This window comes from Streptomyces sp. NPDC001339, from assembly GCF_042895955.1.
Taxonomy (GTDB): domain Bacteria; phylum Actinomycetota; class Actinomycetes; order Streptomycetales; family Streptomycetaceae; genus Streptomyces.
Genome location: NZ_JBIAWT010000002.1, coordinates 578,746 through 595,466 on the forward strand (window position 1 = coordinate 578,746; position 16,721 = coordinate 595,466).

A 16,721-nucleotide genomic window follows, 5' to 3' on the forward strand; every position below is an offset into this window, starting at 1 on the left:
CCGTTGCCGCGACCGATGTCCCGGCCCGCGCCGCCGCGCCCGGTGCGGGCCACCCTGCCGAGGCCGCCGGCTGGCTCGGGCGGGCCGGTCGGCCGGGCCGGACTCCCGCTGGACATGGAGAAGTTGCTGGCCGCCCGGCTGCACGCGGTGAAGGTCCGTCCCTACCTGGCCGACGCGCTCTTCGCGCTGCACGTGGTGGAGGACCGGTCGGTGCCGACGATGGCGGTCGACGCGCACTGGCGCTGCTACGTCTCGCCCGGTTTCGTGGCCCGCACCCCGGTGGAGGAGCTGGCGGGCGTGTGGGTGCACGAGGTCTCCCATCTGCTCCGGGACCACCACGGGCGGGGCGAGCGGTATGCGCGGGAGCATGAGGAGCACGGGACGGGCGAGCGAAGCGAGATGGGGGTCCCCCCGGCCGAAGGCTGGGGAAGGTTGCGGCGGAATATCGCCGCCGACTTCGAGATCAACGACGACATCTACGGTGACGGTCTGCCCCTGCCCGCCGGGGCGGTGCTGCCGTCGCTGCTGCGGCTGCCCGACGGGCTGCTGATGGAGGAGTACCTGCGGACGGCGTCGATGTCCGGTCTCGCCCCGGACCTGGCCTGGCTGGACTGCGGCAGTGGAGCCGACGGGCAGGACCGGCCCTGGGAGCTGGGGCCTGACGGGGCACATGGGCTGAGCAGGCAGCAGCGTGACGCGGTCCGCTTCCGGGTCGCAGAGGGGATCAAGGGCCGGCCGGGCGACGCGCCGCAGGGGTGGCTCCGATGGGCGGACGAGGCATTCCATCCACCGCAGCCGTGGCGGCAGTTGCTGGGCGCGGCAATCCGCTCGGCGGCGGGCGCGCCGGGGGCGGGGGAGGACCACAGCTACCGGCGTCCCTCCCGGCGCTCGGCCGGTGTCCCCGGGGTGCTGCTGCCGAGCCTGCGCCGTACGCCGCCCCGGGTCTGCGTCGTGATCGACACCTCCGGGTCGGTGAGCGACGCCGAGCTGGGCAGCGCGCTGCTGGAGGTGGCGGCAATCTCGCGGGCGGTGGGCGGGCGCCGCGACCTGGTCTCGGTGATCTCCTGCGACGCAGCGGCCGGGGTCGCCGTCCCGCTCTGCCGCGCCGAGAACATCGACCTGGTCGGTGGCGGGGGAACGGATCTGCGCTCCGGTTTCTCCCGGGCGCTCCGCTCCCGGCCACGCCCTGACGTGATCGTCGCCCTGACGGACGGTCAGACGCCGTGGCCCTCCACCCAGCCGCCCTGCCGCACCGTCGTCGGTCTCTTCCCCCGCCCCGCCCGTACCGTGGACGAAGAGAACCCCGACTACATCCCGGACGCCCCGCCGCCCTGGGCCCGTGTCGTCACCATCAGCTGACAAAGCGCAGTGGCGCGGCATCGCCACCCGTTACGAGCAGCCCGCGACCCTCTACCTGGCCGGACTCCAGCGGCCACTTCAACGCCCATTCATTAGATATGACTTTCAGGCGTGAACTGCACTCTTTCGAGGGGCTGCGCCCTGGAGTCGACCTTCGCTAGCGTTTGCATATGGGCCGCCATGCAATCCCATATGGGAATTGTGCCGGGCGGCGGAGGACGGAAGTGGCGACAGGTCCAGGAAGGGAGAATGCGCTCATGCGACTCAGGAACGGTGTTCCTGCTCGTGAGATTTCCGGTGTGACGTGGCAGAAGGCCAGCGCGAGTATCGGGGATGGTAACTGCGTCGAAGTTGCCGGGCTCTCTGGCGGGGAGGTGGCGATCCGCAACTCTCGGTTCCCAGGCGGGCCGGCACTCGTCTTCACCTCGGCGGAGTTGGCGGCCTTCATTACAGGAGCCAAGAGTTCGGAATTCGACCACCTGACGGACGAATGACCGTAACGGAATGCTAATGTTCAGGCCATAACTTGCGGCGATGGGCATATGACCGACACTCTTGGGGCGTCCTCTGCCTCTTGCCGTTCCGGAGTTCATATGCCCGTCGCCCAGCCTTTGGAGCCGCAAGGCGACCCGTCTGTCCTTCGCATGGCGTCGCCGGACAGCAACACGGCTGCGGGCGAAATGCTGGGCGAGGAGCTCCGCCGCCACCGGGAACTGTGCGGTCTGACTCTGAAGGATGTTGCGCCCGTTATCCGAGGCTCGACATCGAAGGTGAGTCGGCTGGAACGCGGAGAAAGCCCGCCCAAGCCCAGGGATGTCTACGACCTCGCCCGACACTACGGACTGTCCGATGCGCAGATGCGGGTGGTGGAGCAGCTCCTCGCGCAGACGAACAACCAGGAATGGTATGAGCAGTTCGCAGATGTCACCCCCGACTACCTCCGCCGTCTCATTCGGTTGGAGGGGCGAGCCGACTGGATCACGATCTTCGAGAACCAGGTGGTCCCAGGACTGCTGCAGACCCGCGCATACGCCCAGGCGATGGTGCGGCTGGTGCGGCCTGACGCTCCCGAAGACGAGGTCATGCGCATTGTCATGCTGCGCCTTCGCAGACAGTTCATCCTGGAACAAGGGCGGCGGCTTACGCTTCTGCTGGACGAGACCGTACTCGATCGGTGTCGCGGCGGCGCGGATGTCATGCGTGAGCAGATGGAGCACCTGGTCAAGGCGGCCACATCCCAGAAGGTCAACATCCGTCTCTTGAGCAAGGACTGCGTACTTCCCCCCTACCCTTTCACCCTGCTCAAATTCCCTACAGGTGGACCGTCCGAGCTGGCGTATGTGGAGCATGTCAGCAGCGCCACATACGCCACGCACAGGAAGGCACTTGACGGGTATCACAAATGGCTGACCCTCATGTGCGCCGCGGCAGACAGCATGGAGTCCAGCCTGACCAGGCTGCAGGCAGCCGCAGAGCGGTACGCGCAGCAAACCACGCTTGACGGCTGAGCGCCGCATGCACTGCTCTACGGCACACCTTCATGAGACGCGGGCTACACCTCCCCACTCCACGCAGTCCTTGGGTCGAAGATTCAACGGCGGTGGCGGGGTGTCCGGTCGCCAGTCGACAACGTCCACCAGGCCCGGGGGCTCGACCTCCATCCCCTCGAAGTATCGGCGTACTTCGTGACTCTGGCGGACCCTTCCCCAGCTGTTGTTGGTCACCTCGGCCATCAACGCCGTGACCTTCTCCCGCACGACAGCGTCGTCACTGACGAGTTGGCAGGCGACCACGTAGCTGCCGGCCGGGAGGCTGGTAGCAACCCGCTTGACCAGCGCCGCCGGGTCGCGATCGTCGCCCGTGTCGCGGAGGCAGTCCAGAACGGAGACGAAGAGCGCTGCGATCGGCTGCGTCCAGTCGAAGAAGTCGGCTGTGGCTTCCAGGATCTCCGCCGTATCCCGCACGTCCCGATCGACGACCATGACATTGCTGTTGTCCCGCATGGTCGTCCGAGCGTGGGCGACGACCATGGGGTCGTTGTCGATGTAGGCGACCTTCGCGTTCGGGTCCACTCGCTGCGCGACCTCGTGGACGTTGTCCCGAGTGGGCAGGCCTGAGCCGTGGTCGAGGAACTGGGCCACCCCGAATCCTTCGGCAAGGATGCGCACTACGCGCCTGAGAAAGGCGCGATTCGCGCGGGCCAGCTGCTGGCTTGTAGGGGCGATTTCCAGCAGTTTGACGCATGCATCGCGGTCGGGCTGAAAGTTCTCAGAACCCCCTAACAGGCAGTCGTACATGCGAGCGACACTGGGGGTGTTCATGTCGATAGAGCGAGATTGGGATTTCTCCCCGTGGGCCATGCGCGCTCCTTGGGCCTTGGATGAAGGCCAGAGGTCCCGGTGGAAGGGCTCATGGTAGGGGGGTATGGCACACACGCCAATCGCTCAATCGAGCGGCAGGTAAGTGGAGTTGGCGCTGTTGTGTGGTGAAGAATCAGGCGTGTGTGTGCCATGCTGCGGCTGATCGCCCGGGCGGAGTGGACACTCAGTGGGATACGCACGAAGGGATGGCTCGGAGGCTCCGTTCGGCCGTCCTCAGCAGCGCCCGCACGGTGTAGTCGTCTATGCCCATGAGAACTGCTACCTGGGCCACGGGCAGGCCCAACCTGTCGTGCAGGAGGACCACATCCGCCTGCGGATCCTCCAGGAGGCAGTGAATGCGCCAGGTCTGGCCCGGTCGGCAGCAGGCTCGGGCGGCCGCCTCATGACGTAACAAGCACCAGGCTCGCGCCGCAGGGCAGTCGCTGCGCAGGGTTGCTGGCCACACGGTGGACAGTGTCTCGAAGACGGCGTCCACGCACTGCTTGGCGCGATGCCAGTCCTCGGTCCTCACGGAGGCATAGCGCAGGTATACGTCGTGATGAAGTTGGCGGAATGCCGTGTACGCCAGGCGGAAACCTGTCGGCCGGCAGTGCGCTGTCATTGCGGCAAGCTGAGGGCGATGACGAGACGTGGTCATGACGCCCCGGGCCCTTCGTGCCCCACGTCGCCAGAGTCCTGGCACGCTGCCCACAGTCCGCGGAAGTCGTCGCGGTCCGCCCCCAACTGGTCGAGGGTGCCGGCGAGCAGCGCCCAGGACGGGACCACTCGCCCGGCGAAGATGAGGGCAAGCTCCTCTGGTCCGGCATCGACCTGAGCACTCAGCATCGGAATCTCCGGGCCGCCGGCGGCCAGATGAGCCCCTCGCAAAGCAGCCGCGAGTGCACTGGGGCCCTGCGAAGCGGCGGTAGGCGCCGGCCGGCCCCAGGCACGCTCCCACAGCAGCCGCAGGTCGGCGGGGTCGCCTTTCAGGAGGTCGGCCAGCATATAGATCACCGGCCACGGCGGCACATGCGTTCCTTGCAGCACCAGGCTCACGACCGCCGGCGGCAGACCAGCCTGCTCAGCGACGGATGCCTCACTACGGCCACAGCGCAGATGCAGCGCCCCCAGCGCCTTCGCAAGCGCCTCGGCGGCACGGCGGTTCCTCGCGACGGCCGGTAGCAACGCCATGTCGAAGACCGGGGCGGCGGCCTCACCCGTCCCGTCGTACCGATCCCGCGACCGTAACTGGGCACTGCGCGACGCAAGGAGCGCAGCAGTCTTGACTCCGCCCCATCGCGCCCGTGCGACCGCCTCGCTCATCCTTGCCGCCGCGGCGACCTCCGACCAGCTGGCGCCTTCGGCGCGGGCCTCGTCAACAGCGGCGGCCGCCAGGCACACGGCGTCCTCCCCCACCTGTACCGCCAGCTTCAATAGCGCGGCGAGCGGAACGGAGGCACCTTCACAAGCCAGCACCTCTTGTGCCCGCACGGCAAGGTCGCAAGCGATCGATCGGCGGACCGTGCGGTCAACCCTGGCTGCCCGGCGCTCACGGTCCCGTTTCCGCTGTGCCCGGCGCCGACAGATCGGATCGCAGTAGTCTCGTCGGCGCCCACCACGGCTGTCGTGCATGATCAGTCTTCCGCAATACGCGCAGCCTGTCGGATGCGGCGGCTCGAACATCAAAATCCCTTCGCCGGCCCCGTGCGGCGGCTTCACCGCACGGGGCTGTGACAGTGGCTCCACGCGGGCCTTACCGCGAGGCAGTACCCGCCCTCAGGCGATCAGGCCGTCCGTACACGTACGTACCGCACGCCGCTGCGGCGGCACGAGGCCAGCAGCAGGGCGATGACACGCGCGCCAAGCGGCCAGATTGCCGGAACCCCCACGATGAAGGGCCAGAGGTCGGGGAGAGCCACCACGATCAGCACGACGACGAACACCACCACCAGAAGGCTGGAACAGAGGTGAACCTCCCACCGATCAAAGGAACGGGTTTCGCCGCGTTCCGGAGAAGGGATAATCCCCTTACGAGAGGCCGGGGGCTCCATCGCCGAACCCCGGCTCTTGTTGATGGTCATCAACGAAGACCTTTCACGGTTATTGACGGCCTATCAGGTGGCCTCGGGTGGCACCCCGAGGCCACCACACACAGCCGGCCATCACTCGACTGCGTGCAGTGACTGAACTTTATCGTCATATCGAGCCACCTTCGCAGTCCTTTCCCCTTGCCCCCGTCGGCCGTCCCGCCATGGGAACCCATCTCACATGCAACGCGATACGTAATAACCGATGTGGCATTTCACGCACCTGCCCGTGACCCGTTCAGTACCGATCCGAGGCGCTAATTCGATCACTCTCATTCATGAAAGGATCGCCACGTGATCGTTATTGATAGATCAGCAGGTCAATGATTGTGCACACCTCACTCAACTGCACCCCCGAAGCGGAAGCATGGCATCCGTACCGAAGGCGCGTGCATATGAGAATTGGAGCAAATCGCAAAAGTGAATCTCGGAGTGGAGGGGCTTCGAACTCTCACTCACCGCCACGGAAATGCTGGGGCGCACGGCAGCGGAGGCGTCGCCGGCCAGGCGATCTCATCTGCGGACAGCGTTTGCCTGCAAAGCGGAGCCATGCCTTCCTGTTGGGAGCGCGCGAAACATACAAGGTGATTCACGTATCATTTCAAATATTTGACCGATCGCGGCATGACCGGCCCAGGCATCGGCATCAACCGCCTCCTGCCCCCATCATCCACGTCCAGGCCGACACCCTCGCCCGCTACTTCGATGGCCTCCCGGGCCATTTCACCGCTGCGCTGACGCTCCGCCCCGCCCCTGCCTCCCGCGCCACCAAGGGTGTTCAGCGCGTGCCGCAGGCCCGCCACCGGGGCAAACCGCCACCTCGCACCACGGCTCCGGCCACCGTCCGGCTCACCACAGACATGCCCGGAGACGGTAGCGACCACGCAGTACCAGCAGTGCTGTTGACGACGACCATCACCCACCGTTGCCCGCATTGCGGGCTTCAGCCGCCCCCGCCGTGACCACTCACCGCCCCATCCACACCCACCACGGATTGCCCAGGAAGCGGGTAGTCACCCCGCAGCCGCGCCACATGCCCACCTACGATCGGGGTCAGCACAGCCAGGGCGCCGGCTACGTGTTGGTGCCTCACCAGGGGCGTTCAGGACAGCCCTTCCCGGCCGGGACGGTCGCGGTCTTCCGCCAGTTGGTATCCCTCCGAGAGGCGAAGAGGACCAGTCGGTCGCCGGCGTCGATGACGCGGATGAGCTGTTGGTATCCCGCCGAGGGACGATGAAGACGGGGTGAGCGCGCCAGGCGCGCGACAGCGGCGATCAGGTTGGCGCCACCCCTCCCAGGGGCGATGAGGGCTGCGGCCGCGCTCGTCGATTCGGACGTGGTGGTGCTGTTGGTACCCCTCCCAGGGGTGATGAGGACCAGCCGCTGGGAACCCCAGGCGGTCGTGAAGTCCATTTTGGTACCCCTCCCAGGGGTGATGAGGACCCGCGGCCTGGTGCCCACATTGGGCAACCTCATCGCGTTGGTACCGCTCCCAGGGGTGACGAGGACACCCGTCCTACGTCATCGCCGTGACGCCGGAGCTGACGTTGGTACCCCTCCCAGGTGTAATGAGGACGCCGTCACCGAGCGGCTCCATCTGCACGGCGTGGAAGTTGGTACCCCTCCCAGGGCTGATGAGGACCGGCCGTCCAGCCGAGTTCGGCAACGTGCCCTTCCGGTTGGTACCCCTCCCAGGGGCGATGAGGACACGCACGAGCCTCGTCGACGGAGTGCCCGCCCTCACGTTGGTACCCCTCCGAGGGTCGATGAGGCCCGGGAGTTCGGCGAACTGGCCGGGCGCGGTGGTCGACAGGTTGGTACCCCTCCCTGGGGTGATGAGAACACGAGGAGACCGCCGCCCACATGTACCGTGCGGTCGCGTTGGTACCCCTCCCAGGGACAATGAGGACGCCGGGACCAGCCGCGTCTCCAGCGTCGTTTCCACCTGTTGGTACCCCTCCCAGGGACGATGAGGACACGCGATCGACCCCGGGTCGCGGCCGACATCCTGCCGTTGGTACCCCTCCCAGGACGATGAGGACGCGGCGCTCATCCTGGTCAAGCCCATCATGGTCGCCAGTTGGTACCCCTCCCAGGGACGATGAGGACCGGCGAACCTGGCCCAGACGGTGGGTTGGCACCGCTTGTTGGTACCCCTCCCAGGGACGATGAGGACCCGGTCGCACCTTCATCCGGCTCGACCTGGCCGGAGTGTTGGTACCCCTCCCAGAGGTGATGAGGACCGGGGACAGTCGTCCCGCAACACCTGTCCAGGCCAGGTTGGTACCCCTCCCAGGACGATGAGGACACGGCACCGGCGGCCGTCTGCGGGGTGGCCGGTCATGAGGTTGGTATCCCTCCCCGGGGCGATGAGGACAGCAAGCTCGGCGGTGTCGAGGGCGCGGCGGTACTGGTTGGTACCCCGCCCAGGGACGATGAGGACCGCCCCGTGTCCACACGCACCCACTGACACAGCCCCGTTGGTACCCCTCCCAGGAGCGATGAGGACCGTGGCGCTGGCACATTCCGGCCTGCGATCCACGCAGTTGGTACCCCTCCCAGGGGCGATGAGGACCCGCCGGCCCCCAAGCCAGGACCCCCGGCCTTCGTGTTGGTACCCCTCCCAGGGGCGATGAGGACCACGGCAAAGGACGCGCTGGGGCCGAATGGCTACTTGTTGGTACCCTTCCCAGGGGCGATGAGGACGGGTGCTGGCCCGTCATCGCGCCCACATCCCGACTCGTTGGTACCCCTCTCAGGGGCGATGAGGACCAGCGGCAGGCGCGTCGGCTGGGCTGGTGGCACAGAGTTGGTACCCCTCCCAGGGGCGATGAGGACCGGAGACGACCGGACTGGGAGCCGAGGCGCGCATCGTGTTGGTACCCCTCCCAGGGACGATGAGGACCCACACTTTCCCCGCCCTGGTCATCCGTATCCTGTCGTTGGTACCCCTCCCCGGGACGATGAGGACGCCGCAGCACCACGTCAAAGAGCCACCAGGACAGCACCTTGGTACCCCTCCCAGGGACGATGAGGACGGGATACGTTCCCCGTTCGATGGCTTCTCGCAGCTCGTTGGTGGCCCGCCCAGGGACGATGAGGACCGCCGGCCGCGATCCGGGCCTCGCGGAGGTTGTGCTGTTGGTACCCCTCCCAGGGACGATGAGGACTGCACAGCGGCGCCCTCGCGGCACGCCTCCACCAGCTGTTGGTACCCCTTCCAGGGACGATGAGGACCAGGACGGCAAAGCGCCCGCGCTGGAGCTGGCCCGCGCGTTGGTACCCCTCCCAGGGACGATGAGGACATGGGTCCGGCTCCCCGTACGCATCCGCGACCACCTGTTGGTACCCCTTCCAAGGACGATGAGTACCCGTGGTGGGCTGGTCACAGGGACAGACCCAGTACGTTGGTACCCCCCAGGGACGATGAGGACTCGCCCTGCCCGGTCGGGTCGGTGGCCTCCTCCACGTTGGTACCCCTCCCCAGGGACGATGAGGACCCGTGACGGGGTGCTGGCGTCGGAGTTCTCCTCCATGTTGGTACCCCTCCCCGGGGCGATGAAGATCCGGGGTCGCCTGCCCGCCGATGTGGTTGTTGAGCAGGTTGGTACCCCTCCGAGGGGCGATGAGGACGCTCGGTGTCCGCGGCCTGGCTCCAGGCCGACATGCTGTTGGTACCCCTCCGGGGGCAATAAGGACAGCGTCACATCCAGTGCGGGCCAGCGGATATGGCCGTTGAATCCTTCCGAGGGAGGTGGAGATCCGTCGCCCTGGATGACCCGCTGGTACCAAGTCGTTGGTACGGAGGAGCGATGCGGACAATCGGATGCTTGCAGAGGACACCAACAACCAGGCATTGGTACCCCTCCCAGGGTCGATGAGGACACGACCAGCGCCGTGGGCTGTGGCTGTACCACGTGATGTTGGTACCCCTCCCAGGGGCGATGAGGACCTCCTGGGAGGCCCGCCTCCACCGCCTGTGTGGCATGTTGGTACCCCTCCAAGGGGCGATGAGGACGCCCCGCTCGCCCGCCGCGGCTACGCGGTGCTGCAGTTGGTACCTCTCCCAGGGTCGACGAGGACTCGGAGGCGTGGCTCCGCCCCGAGGCCGGCCGCTACCTGTTGGTACCCCTCCCAGGGGCGATGAGGACTCCACCGCGACGTTCTGGCGCGCGGGCGGCCGGACGTTGGTACCCCTACCAGAGTCGATGAGGACCCGCTCCGGCCATCGCGCGCGCCAGCGCCGTGCAGGAGTTGGTACCTCTCCCATGGGCAATGAGGGCCTCGGCAGGCCGATCCGCGTCACCGCCATCGAGCCGTTGGTACCCCTCCGAGGGGCCATGAGGTCCCGGCGGGCATCGACTCGTGCATGTCATCACCGACGGGTTGGTATCCCTGCGAGCGACGACGAGGACTGCGGCCGCCTTCGAACTACTCACCCTCGCCGCCAGGTTGGTACGCCGCCCAGGGGCAATGAGGGCCTGCCCGCATCCTGGCGGGGCTCATCAACCGGTACGGGTTGGTACCCCTCTCAGGGTCGATGAGGACCGTCAGCATGCAGGAGTACGTGCTCTCCGCCGCCTAGTTGGTACCCCTCCCAGGGGGGATGAGAGCTCGTCGCCATCGTCTGGCGGGTCCACAAGCTCATGGAGTTGGTACCCCTCCCGGGGCGATATCGACCGGGCCCTCCCGGGAGGCGTTCGTCCACCTCCTCCAGTTGGTACCCCTCCCAGGGACGATGAGGACGGGTCGGGCGGCGCGACGATCGCCCTCTTTGACCTGTTGGTACCCCTCCCAGGGACGATGAGGACGCGGGTGTCGGCGAGGTTGCGGTGGGCGGCTTCGTGATGTTGGTACCCCTCCCAGGGACGATGAGGACCTACAGGTCATCGACTCCACCGTTCCTGACTCCGGGTTGGTACCCCTCCCGGGGGCGATGAGGACCAGTTCGGCGGCGCGGGCGGTGGCGGTGATGATGTCGTTGGTACCCCTCCCAAGGACGATGAGGACAGGGCGTGCAGCCGCAGTCCGTTGTCGGACCGTTCCTGTTGGTACCCCGCCCAGGGACGATGAGGACCGGACGCCGCCGTGGTCATCGTGGTGAAGGTCGACGGTTGGTACCCCTCCGAGGGTCGATGAGGACTTGTGGCACAGCGCCGGCGCCTGGTGATACATCCCGTGTTGGTACCCCTCTCAGGGGCGATGAGGACCAGCGGCGACCAGAGCCTCCGCCTCGACGACGCTGATGTTGGTACCCCTCCCAGGGACGATGAGGACGCGACGTGGCCGCACTCAATGTGCGCACCTTCGTGGGGTTGGTACCCCTCCCAGGGACGATGAGGACCCGCCGGGCGGCACCGGATACCCGTAGCCCTTGAAAGTGTTGGTACCCCTCCCAGGGGTGATGAGGACGTGCGGCGGCGGCCGGATCCGGCTCCGACGTGTCTGGTTGGTACCCCTCCCAGGGGTGATGAAGACACCGGCCCTCACGTGCGCCTCCACGTTCGTGCTGTGTTGGTACTCCTCCCAGGGGTGATGAGGACGGTCGCCGCGTTCCTCGGGGGGCCACACAGCCATCCCGTTGGTACCCCTCCCGGGGGTGATGAGGACCGTACGGCACCTGGGCTATGCGGTGCGGCCGCTCATGTTGGTGCCCCTCCCAGGGGTGATGAGGACCCGTCCTGGACGCGGTCGTCGACAACGTCCTGCGCATGTTGGTACCCCTCCCAGGGGTGATGAGAACCCGCGATCACCGACGTCCGGTCGACGCTCACCACTGGGTTGGTACCCCTCCGAGGGGTGATGAGCCCCGGGGCTGGTATCGGCTACGGCGCCGGCCTGATCACGTTGGTGCCCCTCCGAGGGGCGATGAGGACATCGACCTCGTGGTGTGCCACCTGGTGCTCCCTTTCCTGTTGGTGCCTCTCCGAGGAGCGATGAGGACCGACCTGATCGAACAGTTCGCGCCGGCGGAGTACCGGTTGATACCCCTCCGAGGGACGATGAGCACGCGGCCAGCGCACGACGCGCAGCTCCTCCAGCGTCGGGTTGGTACCTCTCCGCGGGACGATGAGGACCCGGGCCCGATGTTGATCAGTCCGGCGATACCGGCGAGTTAGTACGCCTCCGAGGGGTGATGAGGACCGGCGCGGAGGCTGCACCGTCAGCGACCCGTCAGCCTTGGTACCCCTCCAAGGGGCGATGAGACCGGCTGCTCCCACCACCGCGGCCCCCTCGACGTCGGGTTGGTACCCCTCCAAGGGGCGATGAGGGCGCGGATGCGGGCGCGGCCGGTGGCAAGCCGGTAGAGGTTGGCACCCCTTCCAGGGTCGATGGCCCGTACCACCGCGAGATCAATACGGCGGTAGCCGTAGTTGGTACCCCTCCGAGGGGCGATGAGGACTGGCGATACTGGGCATCGGTGAGTCCGTCCAGCGCACGTTGGTACCCCTTCCGAAGGGCGATGAAGACCCTGCGACCGTCGTCGCCGAGGCGTGCTACCTCGTGTTGGTACCCCTCCGAGGGGCAATGAGGGCCGGTCGGTCGGAACGGATTCGAGTCCCCGCTCGTGAAGTTGGTACTCCTCCGAGGATCGATGAGGACCCGCCGCCCGCTCGGGACCGGCCACGACCACCCCTGGTTGGTAACCCTCCGAGGGGCGATGAGGACCCCAGTCATCCGCGCACACCGGGCCGCCGCCTCGCGGTTGGTACCCCCTCCCAGGGTCGATGAGGACCGGCCAGGACGTCGCCGTCCGGGTCGGAGCCTTCATGTTGGTACCCCTCCGAGGGTCGACGAGGAACTCCGTGGTGCGCCTGGCCGACTCCTTGCCCAGCCTGTTGGTACCCCTCCGAGGGGCGATAGGGAGCCCTGCGGGAGCTGCAGGACTCCTCACTGCGCAACTCTTTGGTACTCCTGAGGGGCGATGAGAACCAGAAGCATGGTTCATGCTCGACAGCTCGAACACGTTGGTACCCCTCCGAGAGTCGATGAGGACTGGGGACCAGCACGGCCGCCACCGCCGTGATCGTGCGGTTGGTACCCCTCCCAGGCCGATGAAGGTCCGCGCATGCCAGAGCAGTTCAGACATGCTCGGCACATTGGCACCCCGCCCACGCGATGAGGGCACGCACGAGCCTCGTCGACGGAGTGCCCGCCCTCACGTTGGTACCCCTCCCAGGGGTGATGAGGACTCGTACGACGGCCAGCGGCGGACGCTGCCGGGCCTCGCGTTGGTACCCCTCCCAGGGTGATGAGGACCTCCATCTGGGATCCCGTCGCCCCACCCACCCGCAAGTTGGTACCCCTCCCAGGGGTGATGAGGACTCGGCACCACGCTCCAGCAGCTCGTTGACGCCTACGAGTTGGTACCCCTCCCGGGGGTGATGTCGCCGGCCTCATCTGGACCCAGCTCGTCGACGAGTTAGATCCCTCCGAGGATCGATGACGACTCGCGTACACCGCGCACAGCGGCCACTACGCCCGCACGTTGGTACCTCGTCGAGGGGCGATGAGGAACCGCGTCGCCTGCGCCGGCGGGCAGCAGCTCCTCGTGTTGGTACCCCTCCGGGGGGCGATGAGGACGCGGCCTTTCGCCCGGGATGTGGACCTGAGAAGCATTGGTATCCCTCCAGGGGCGATGAGGGCAAGCGTTGGTGGTCAGCGCCGCGCGCCGCACCATGTTGGTACCCCTCCGAGGGGCAATGAGGACCCGGGACCGGCTGGCGATGGTCGGCCGCACGTTGCGCGCGTTGGTACCCCTCCAAGGATCGATGAGGACAGGGCGCGCAGACCAACCTGTGGGCAGAGGCCGCCTAGTTGTTACCCCTCCGGGGGGGCGATGAGGACGCGGGACGAGGTCGCCGGCCTCCACACGGCACACCCAGTTGGTACCCCTCCCCTGGGCGATGAGGACATGAGATCAAGGTCTACGGCCCGGGACTCCACGTGTTGGTACCCCTCCCCGGGGAGATGAGGACGCGCCGTATCAGTGGGCACATGCGGTTGCTGGCTCTGTTGATACCCCTCCCCGGGGCGGTGAGGACCGTCCTACGGCGGCGGCCCCCCTGCTCAACTCGCTGTTGGTACCCCTCCCCGGGGCGATGAGGACGGGACGGGCAGGACTCCGGGCCGCTGCTGGCCCTCACGTTGGTACCCCTCCCAGGGACGATGAGGACTTTCGCCGCCGTCCCCGTTGTCTCCGCCCTGCTGCTGTTGGCACCCCGCCCAGGGGCGATGAGGACGGCCGAGGCCGGCCCGGACGCATCCTGGCGTACCGCCCGTTGGTACCCTCTCAGGGTCGATGAGGACGCGCCCACCTGCGGCTCACCAAAGCCCTGCACGGCGCGTTGGTACCCCTACGAGGGGCGATGAGGGCGTCGCGGCTGCTGTCCAGGATCGACCTCGCCTCGGAGTTGGTACCCCTCTCAGGGTCGATGCGGGCTAGCTCGTTACGCCGCGCGGCGGTCGAACCACTCCTGTTGGTACTCCTCCCAGGGGCGATGAGGGCGGCCCCGCTCCTCCCGAAGGAGAAGAGCCAGCATGACGTTGGTACCCCTCCCAGAGGCGATAGGGGCAGGTGGGACTGCACCACATCCGCGGCTGCCAGCTGAGGTTGGTACCCCTTCCCAGGGCGATGAAGGCCGGTGCTCTACTGCGGGTACGGGCGTTCACCGCCGCGTTGGTACCCCTCCCAGGAGCGATGAAGACTTCGCAGCGCAACGCGACCGACGTCCACAAGGACGTGTTGGTACCCCTCCGAGGAGCGATGAAGACCATCAACCCACTGCCCGGCTGGGACCGCTACCTCCAGTTGGTATCCCTCCTAGGGGTGATGAGGACCGCCCAACCGGGCAACCCGCCGACGGGCGATGGCGAGTTGGTACCCCTCACAGGGGTAATGAGGACCTGATGCAGCTGTGCCAGCCGGCCGGCATGGACGTGTTGCTACCCCTCCTAGGGGTGATGAGGACCCGCGCCTGTCGGTCATGCTGGTGCAGACCCTCCTGTTGGTACTCCTCCCGGGGGTGATGAGGACCCATGTACATCGACGGCCAGCCGGTGGAGATCCCCGGTTGGTACCCCTCCGAGGGGGACGATGAGGACGATCCCCGCGCTGATGGCCGCCATCGCGTGCTGGGTGTTAGTACCCCTCCAAGGGGCGATGAGGACGACCTACCCGGGGGCCTGCGCGGTCCTGGTGGCCGTTGGTGCCCCTCCCCGGGGTGAGAGGACCACACTCCTGGTGGAGCTGTCCACGTAGGACATGGCGTTGGTACCCCTCCCAGGGGTGACGAGGACGCTCCGCCGCCGCCTCCTCCCGCTGGGACGGCAGCGGCGTGTTGGTACCCCTCCCAGGGGCAATGAGGACCGGCGCCGGCCTGCCGCGCGCCTTCGAGGATGTCGGGTTGGTACCCCTCCCAGGGGTGATGAGGACCCGCTGCCGGCGCCCGCCGCGTTCCTGATCAACGAGTTGGTACCCCTCCCAAGGATGATGAGGACCGTTCAACTCCCTCGCCTACCGGGCCCGGACGCACACGTTGGTACCCCTTCCCAGGGGTGATGAGGACGTGCCGACTCGACCCGAACACCGCGCTCGACGTGATGTTGGTACCCCTCCGAGGGGCGATAAGTACCCGAGTTCGCGTTCCTCGACCTGGGCCGCACACGCAGGTTGGTACCCCCCAGGGACGATGAGGACCTGCGAAGATCCGTGGCCGGCGCTCGAACCTCTACTAGTTGGTACCCCTCCCAGGGACGATGAGGACCGCTGCGCCGGCCCGGGGCCACGGCCTGCCAGTCGTGGTTGGTACCCCTCCCAGGGACGACGAGGACGGTCCAGCTGTCCGTCCTGACGGAGGCCGGCCTGAGGTTGGTACCCCTCCCAGGGGAGATGAGGACGACGCACCCGGACCGGCCGACGGTCTACCGCCTGGCGTTGGTACCCCTCCGAGGGTAGGTGAGGACAGGACATCAGCGGTGGCTGCACGCGGCGATGCCGCAGTACCGGTTGGTACCCCTCTCAAGGGCGATGAGGACACGACGACACGGCCGCCTTCGGCGTGCCGCCCGACGAGTTGGCACCCCTCCCCGGGGCGATGAGGACCCAGCCCCGGGCTGCTGGACTGGCGGCAGAACTCCCGGTTGGTATCCCTACCAGGGGTGATGAGGACGCGGTGAGCGCGGCCGTCGCGCCCTTGGCATCGAGGCGTTGGTACCCCTCCGAGGGCCGATGAGGACGCGCGAGGCCCGCGAGCACGAGCTGGCGCTCGCCCGGCTGTTGGTACCCCTCCGAGGGTCAATGAGGACCTGGCTACGTGACGGCCTGCTTCGACGCGGTCATCGTGTTGGTACCCCTCCGCAGGGCTATGAGCCCCACCGAGCGGCTCCGACGTGGCCCGCAGAGTTCGCGGGTGTATCCCCTGATATGGGGCGAATGAGTGATGTGAAGTTCTCAAACAGCAGTCCCTGCAAGGTAGTACGCAATGATTGCACGTCCCACTGACATCTTCTGCGGCTGGAGGCTGTCTGCTTGTGGGCTGGGGCCGCGAACTCAGCCGGCCAGTTGGACACGGCGAGAGGCTACCCTTCCGTAGGCGCGTACGTCTCGCCAGCCCGGCGTCGCTGTACATGCCCGATTGGCCCGTTAGGGGTCGCAATGTGTGCGCCTTCGCTTTGAGGCACGTGCGACACGCATCTCATCGCCCCGAGCAGGGGCACCCGAAGGGGCTCTGACCGAACCGGCCAGAGCCCCTTTTCTGTTGCCCGTTGAACAAACTGACCGATTGTCAGTGGCTCCTGCTAGACAGTCAACTACCGCTCCTCATAAGGGCGGACAGTGTGATAGACCTTCTGCCATCCATCCCGAACTGAAGCTAAGGCACACACCGAGACAGACACTCTGCCCTGTGTGCGC

Annotated in this window: 6 protein-coding genes and 3 CRISPR repeat arrays; of the genes, 3 read left to right on the plus strand and 3 right to left on the minus strand. The window is 67.1% G+C overall.

Translation table 11 applies throughout. From position 1 onward, the window contains the following. Positions 1–114 precede the first annotated feature (114 nt). The 3 genes from ACFY12_RS07785 to ACFY12_RS07795 all read left to right on the plus strand — a co-directional run bounded on the left by ACFY12_RS07785 (position 115) and on the right by ACFY12_RS07795 (position 2,867). The gene (locus tag ACFY12_RS07785) at positions 115–1,359 is read left to right on the plus strand and encodes a VWA-like domain-containing protein (RefSeq protein WP_390715082.1); all 1,245 of its coding nucleotides are present in this window, start codon (positions 115–117) and stop codon (positions 1,357–1,359) included. A gap of 257 nt (positions 1,360–1,616) precedes the next feature. Continuing rightward, positions 1,617–1,853, plus strand: a complete 237-nt coding sequence (locus ACFY12_RS07790) for a DUF397 domain-containing protein (RefSeq protein ID WP_066939497.1) — start codon at positions 1,617–1,619, stop codon at positions 1,851–1,853. Positions 1,854–1,952: 99 nt separating this feature from the next. Beyond that, positions 1,953–2,867: a helix-turn-helix transcriptional regulator gene (locus tag ACFY12_RS07795; protein WP_066939494.1), complete on the plus strand. Its 915-nt coding sequence runs from the start codon at positions 1,953–1,955 to the stop codon at positions 2,865–2,867. 30 nt (positions 2,868–2,897) lie between these two features. Here ACFY12_RS07795 and ACFY12_RS07800 read toward each other — a convergent pair whose 3' ends face one another. The 3 genes from ACFY12_RS07800 to ACFY12_RS07810 form a co-directional block, all read right to left on the minus strand. Further along, positions 2,898–3,719 (minus strand): SAM-dependent methyltransferase, encoded by an 822-nt coding sequence (locus ACFY12_RS07800; RefSeq protein WP_066939492.1) that lies wholly within the window; start codon positions 3,717–3,719, stop codon positions 2,898–2,900. A gap of 654 nt (positions 3,720–4,373) precedes the next feature. Continuing rightward, positions 4,374–5,210 (minus strand): hypothetical protein, encoded by an 837-nt coding sequence (locus ACFY12_RS07805; RefSeq protein ID WP_390714840.1) that lies wholly within the window; start codon positions 5,208–5,210, stop codon positions 4,374–4,376. A gap of 293 nt (positions 5,211–5,503) precedes the next feature. Continuing rightward, positions 5,504–5,800, minus strand: coding sequence for a hypothetical protein (locus ACFY12_RS07810; protein ID WP_147264768.1), 297 nt, complete (start codon positions 5,798–5,800; stop codon positions 5,504–5,506). A 1,288-nt stretch (positions 5,801–7,088) separates the two neighbouring features. Then, a CRISPR array of direct repeats spans positions 7,089–9,507; the repeat unit is 18 nt; unit sequence GTTGGTACCCCTCCCAGG. 750 nt (positions 9,508–10,257) lie between these two features. Next, positions 10,258–12,674: a CRISPR direct-repeat array (repeat unit 19 nt; unit sequence GTTGGTACCCCTCCCAGGG). A gap of 99 nt (positions 12,675–12,773) precedes the next feature. Continuing rightward, a CRISPR array of direct repeats spans positions 12,774–13,188; the repeat unit is 30 nt; unit sequence GTTGGTACCCCTCCCAGGGGTGATGAGGAC. The last annotated feature ends 3,533 nt before the right edge of the window (positions 13,189–16,721 follow it).

Bases quoted from the DNA above. Each gene is read 5' to 3' on its own strand.
- ACFY12_RS07785 (WP_390715082.1), top strand. From the start codon at position 115: ATGGAGAAGTTGCTGGCCGCCCGGCTGCACGCGGTGAAGGTCCGTCCC.
- ACFY12_RS07790 (WP_066939497.1), top strand. From the start codon at position 1,617: ATGCGACTCAGGAACGGTGTTCCTGCTCGTGAGATTTCCGGTGTGACG.
- ACFY12_RS07795 (WP_066939494.1), top strand. From the start codon at position 1,953: ATGCCCGTCGCCCAGCCTTTGGAGCCGCAAGGCGACCCGTCTGTCCTT.
- ACFY12_RS07800 (WP_066939492.1), bottom strand. From the start codon at position 3,719: ATGGCCCACGGGGAGAAATCCCAATCTCGCTCTATCGACATGAACACC.
- ACFY12_RS07810 (WP_147264768.1), bottom strand. From the start codon at position 5,800: ATGACCATCAACAAGAGCCGGGGTTCGGCGATGGAGCCCCCGGCCTCT.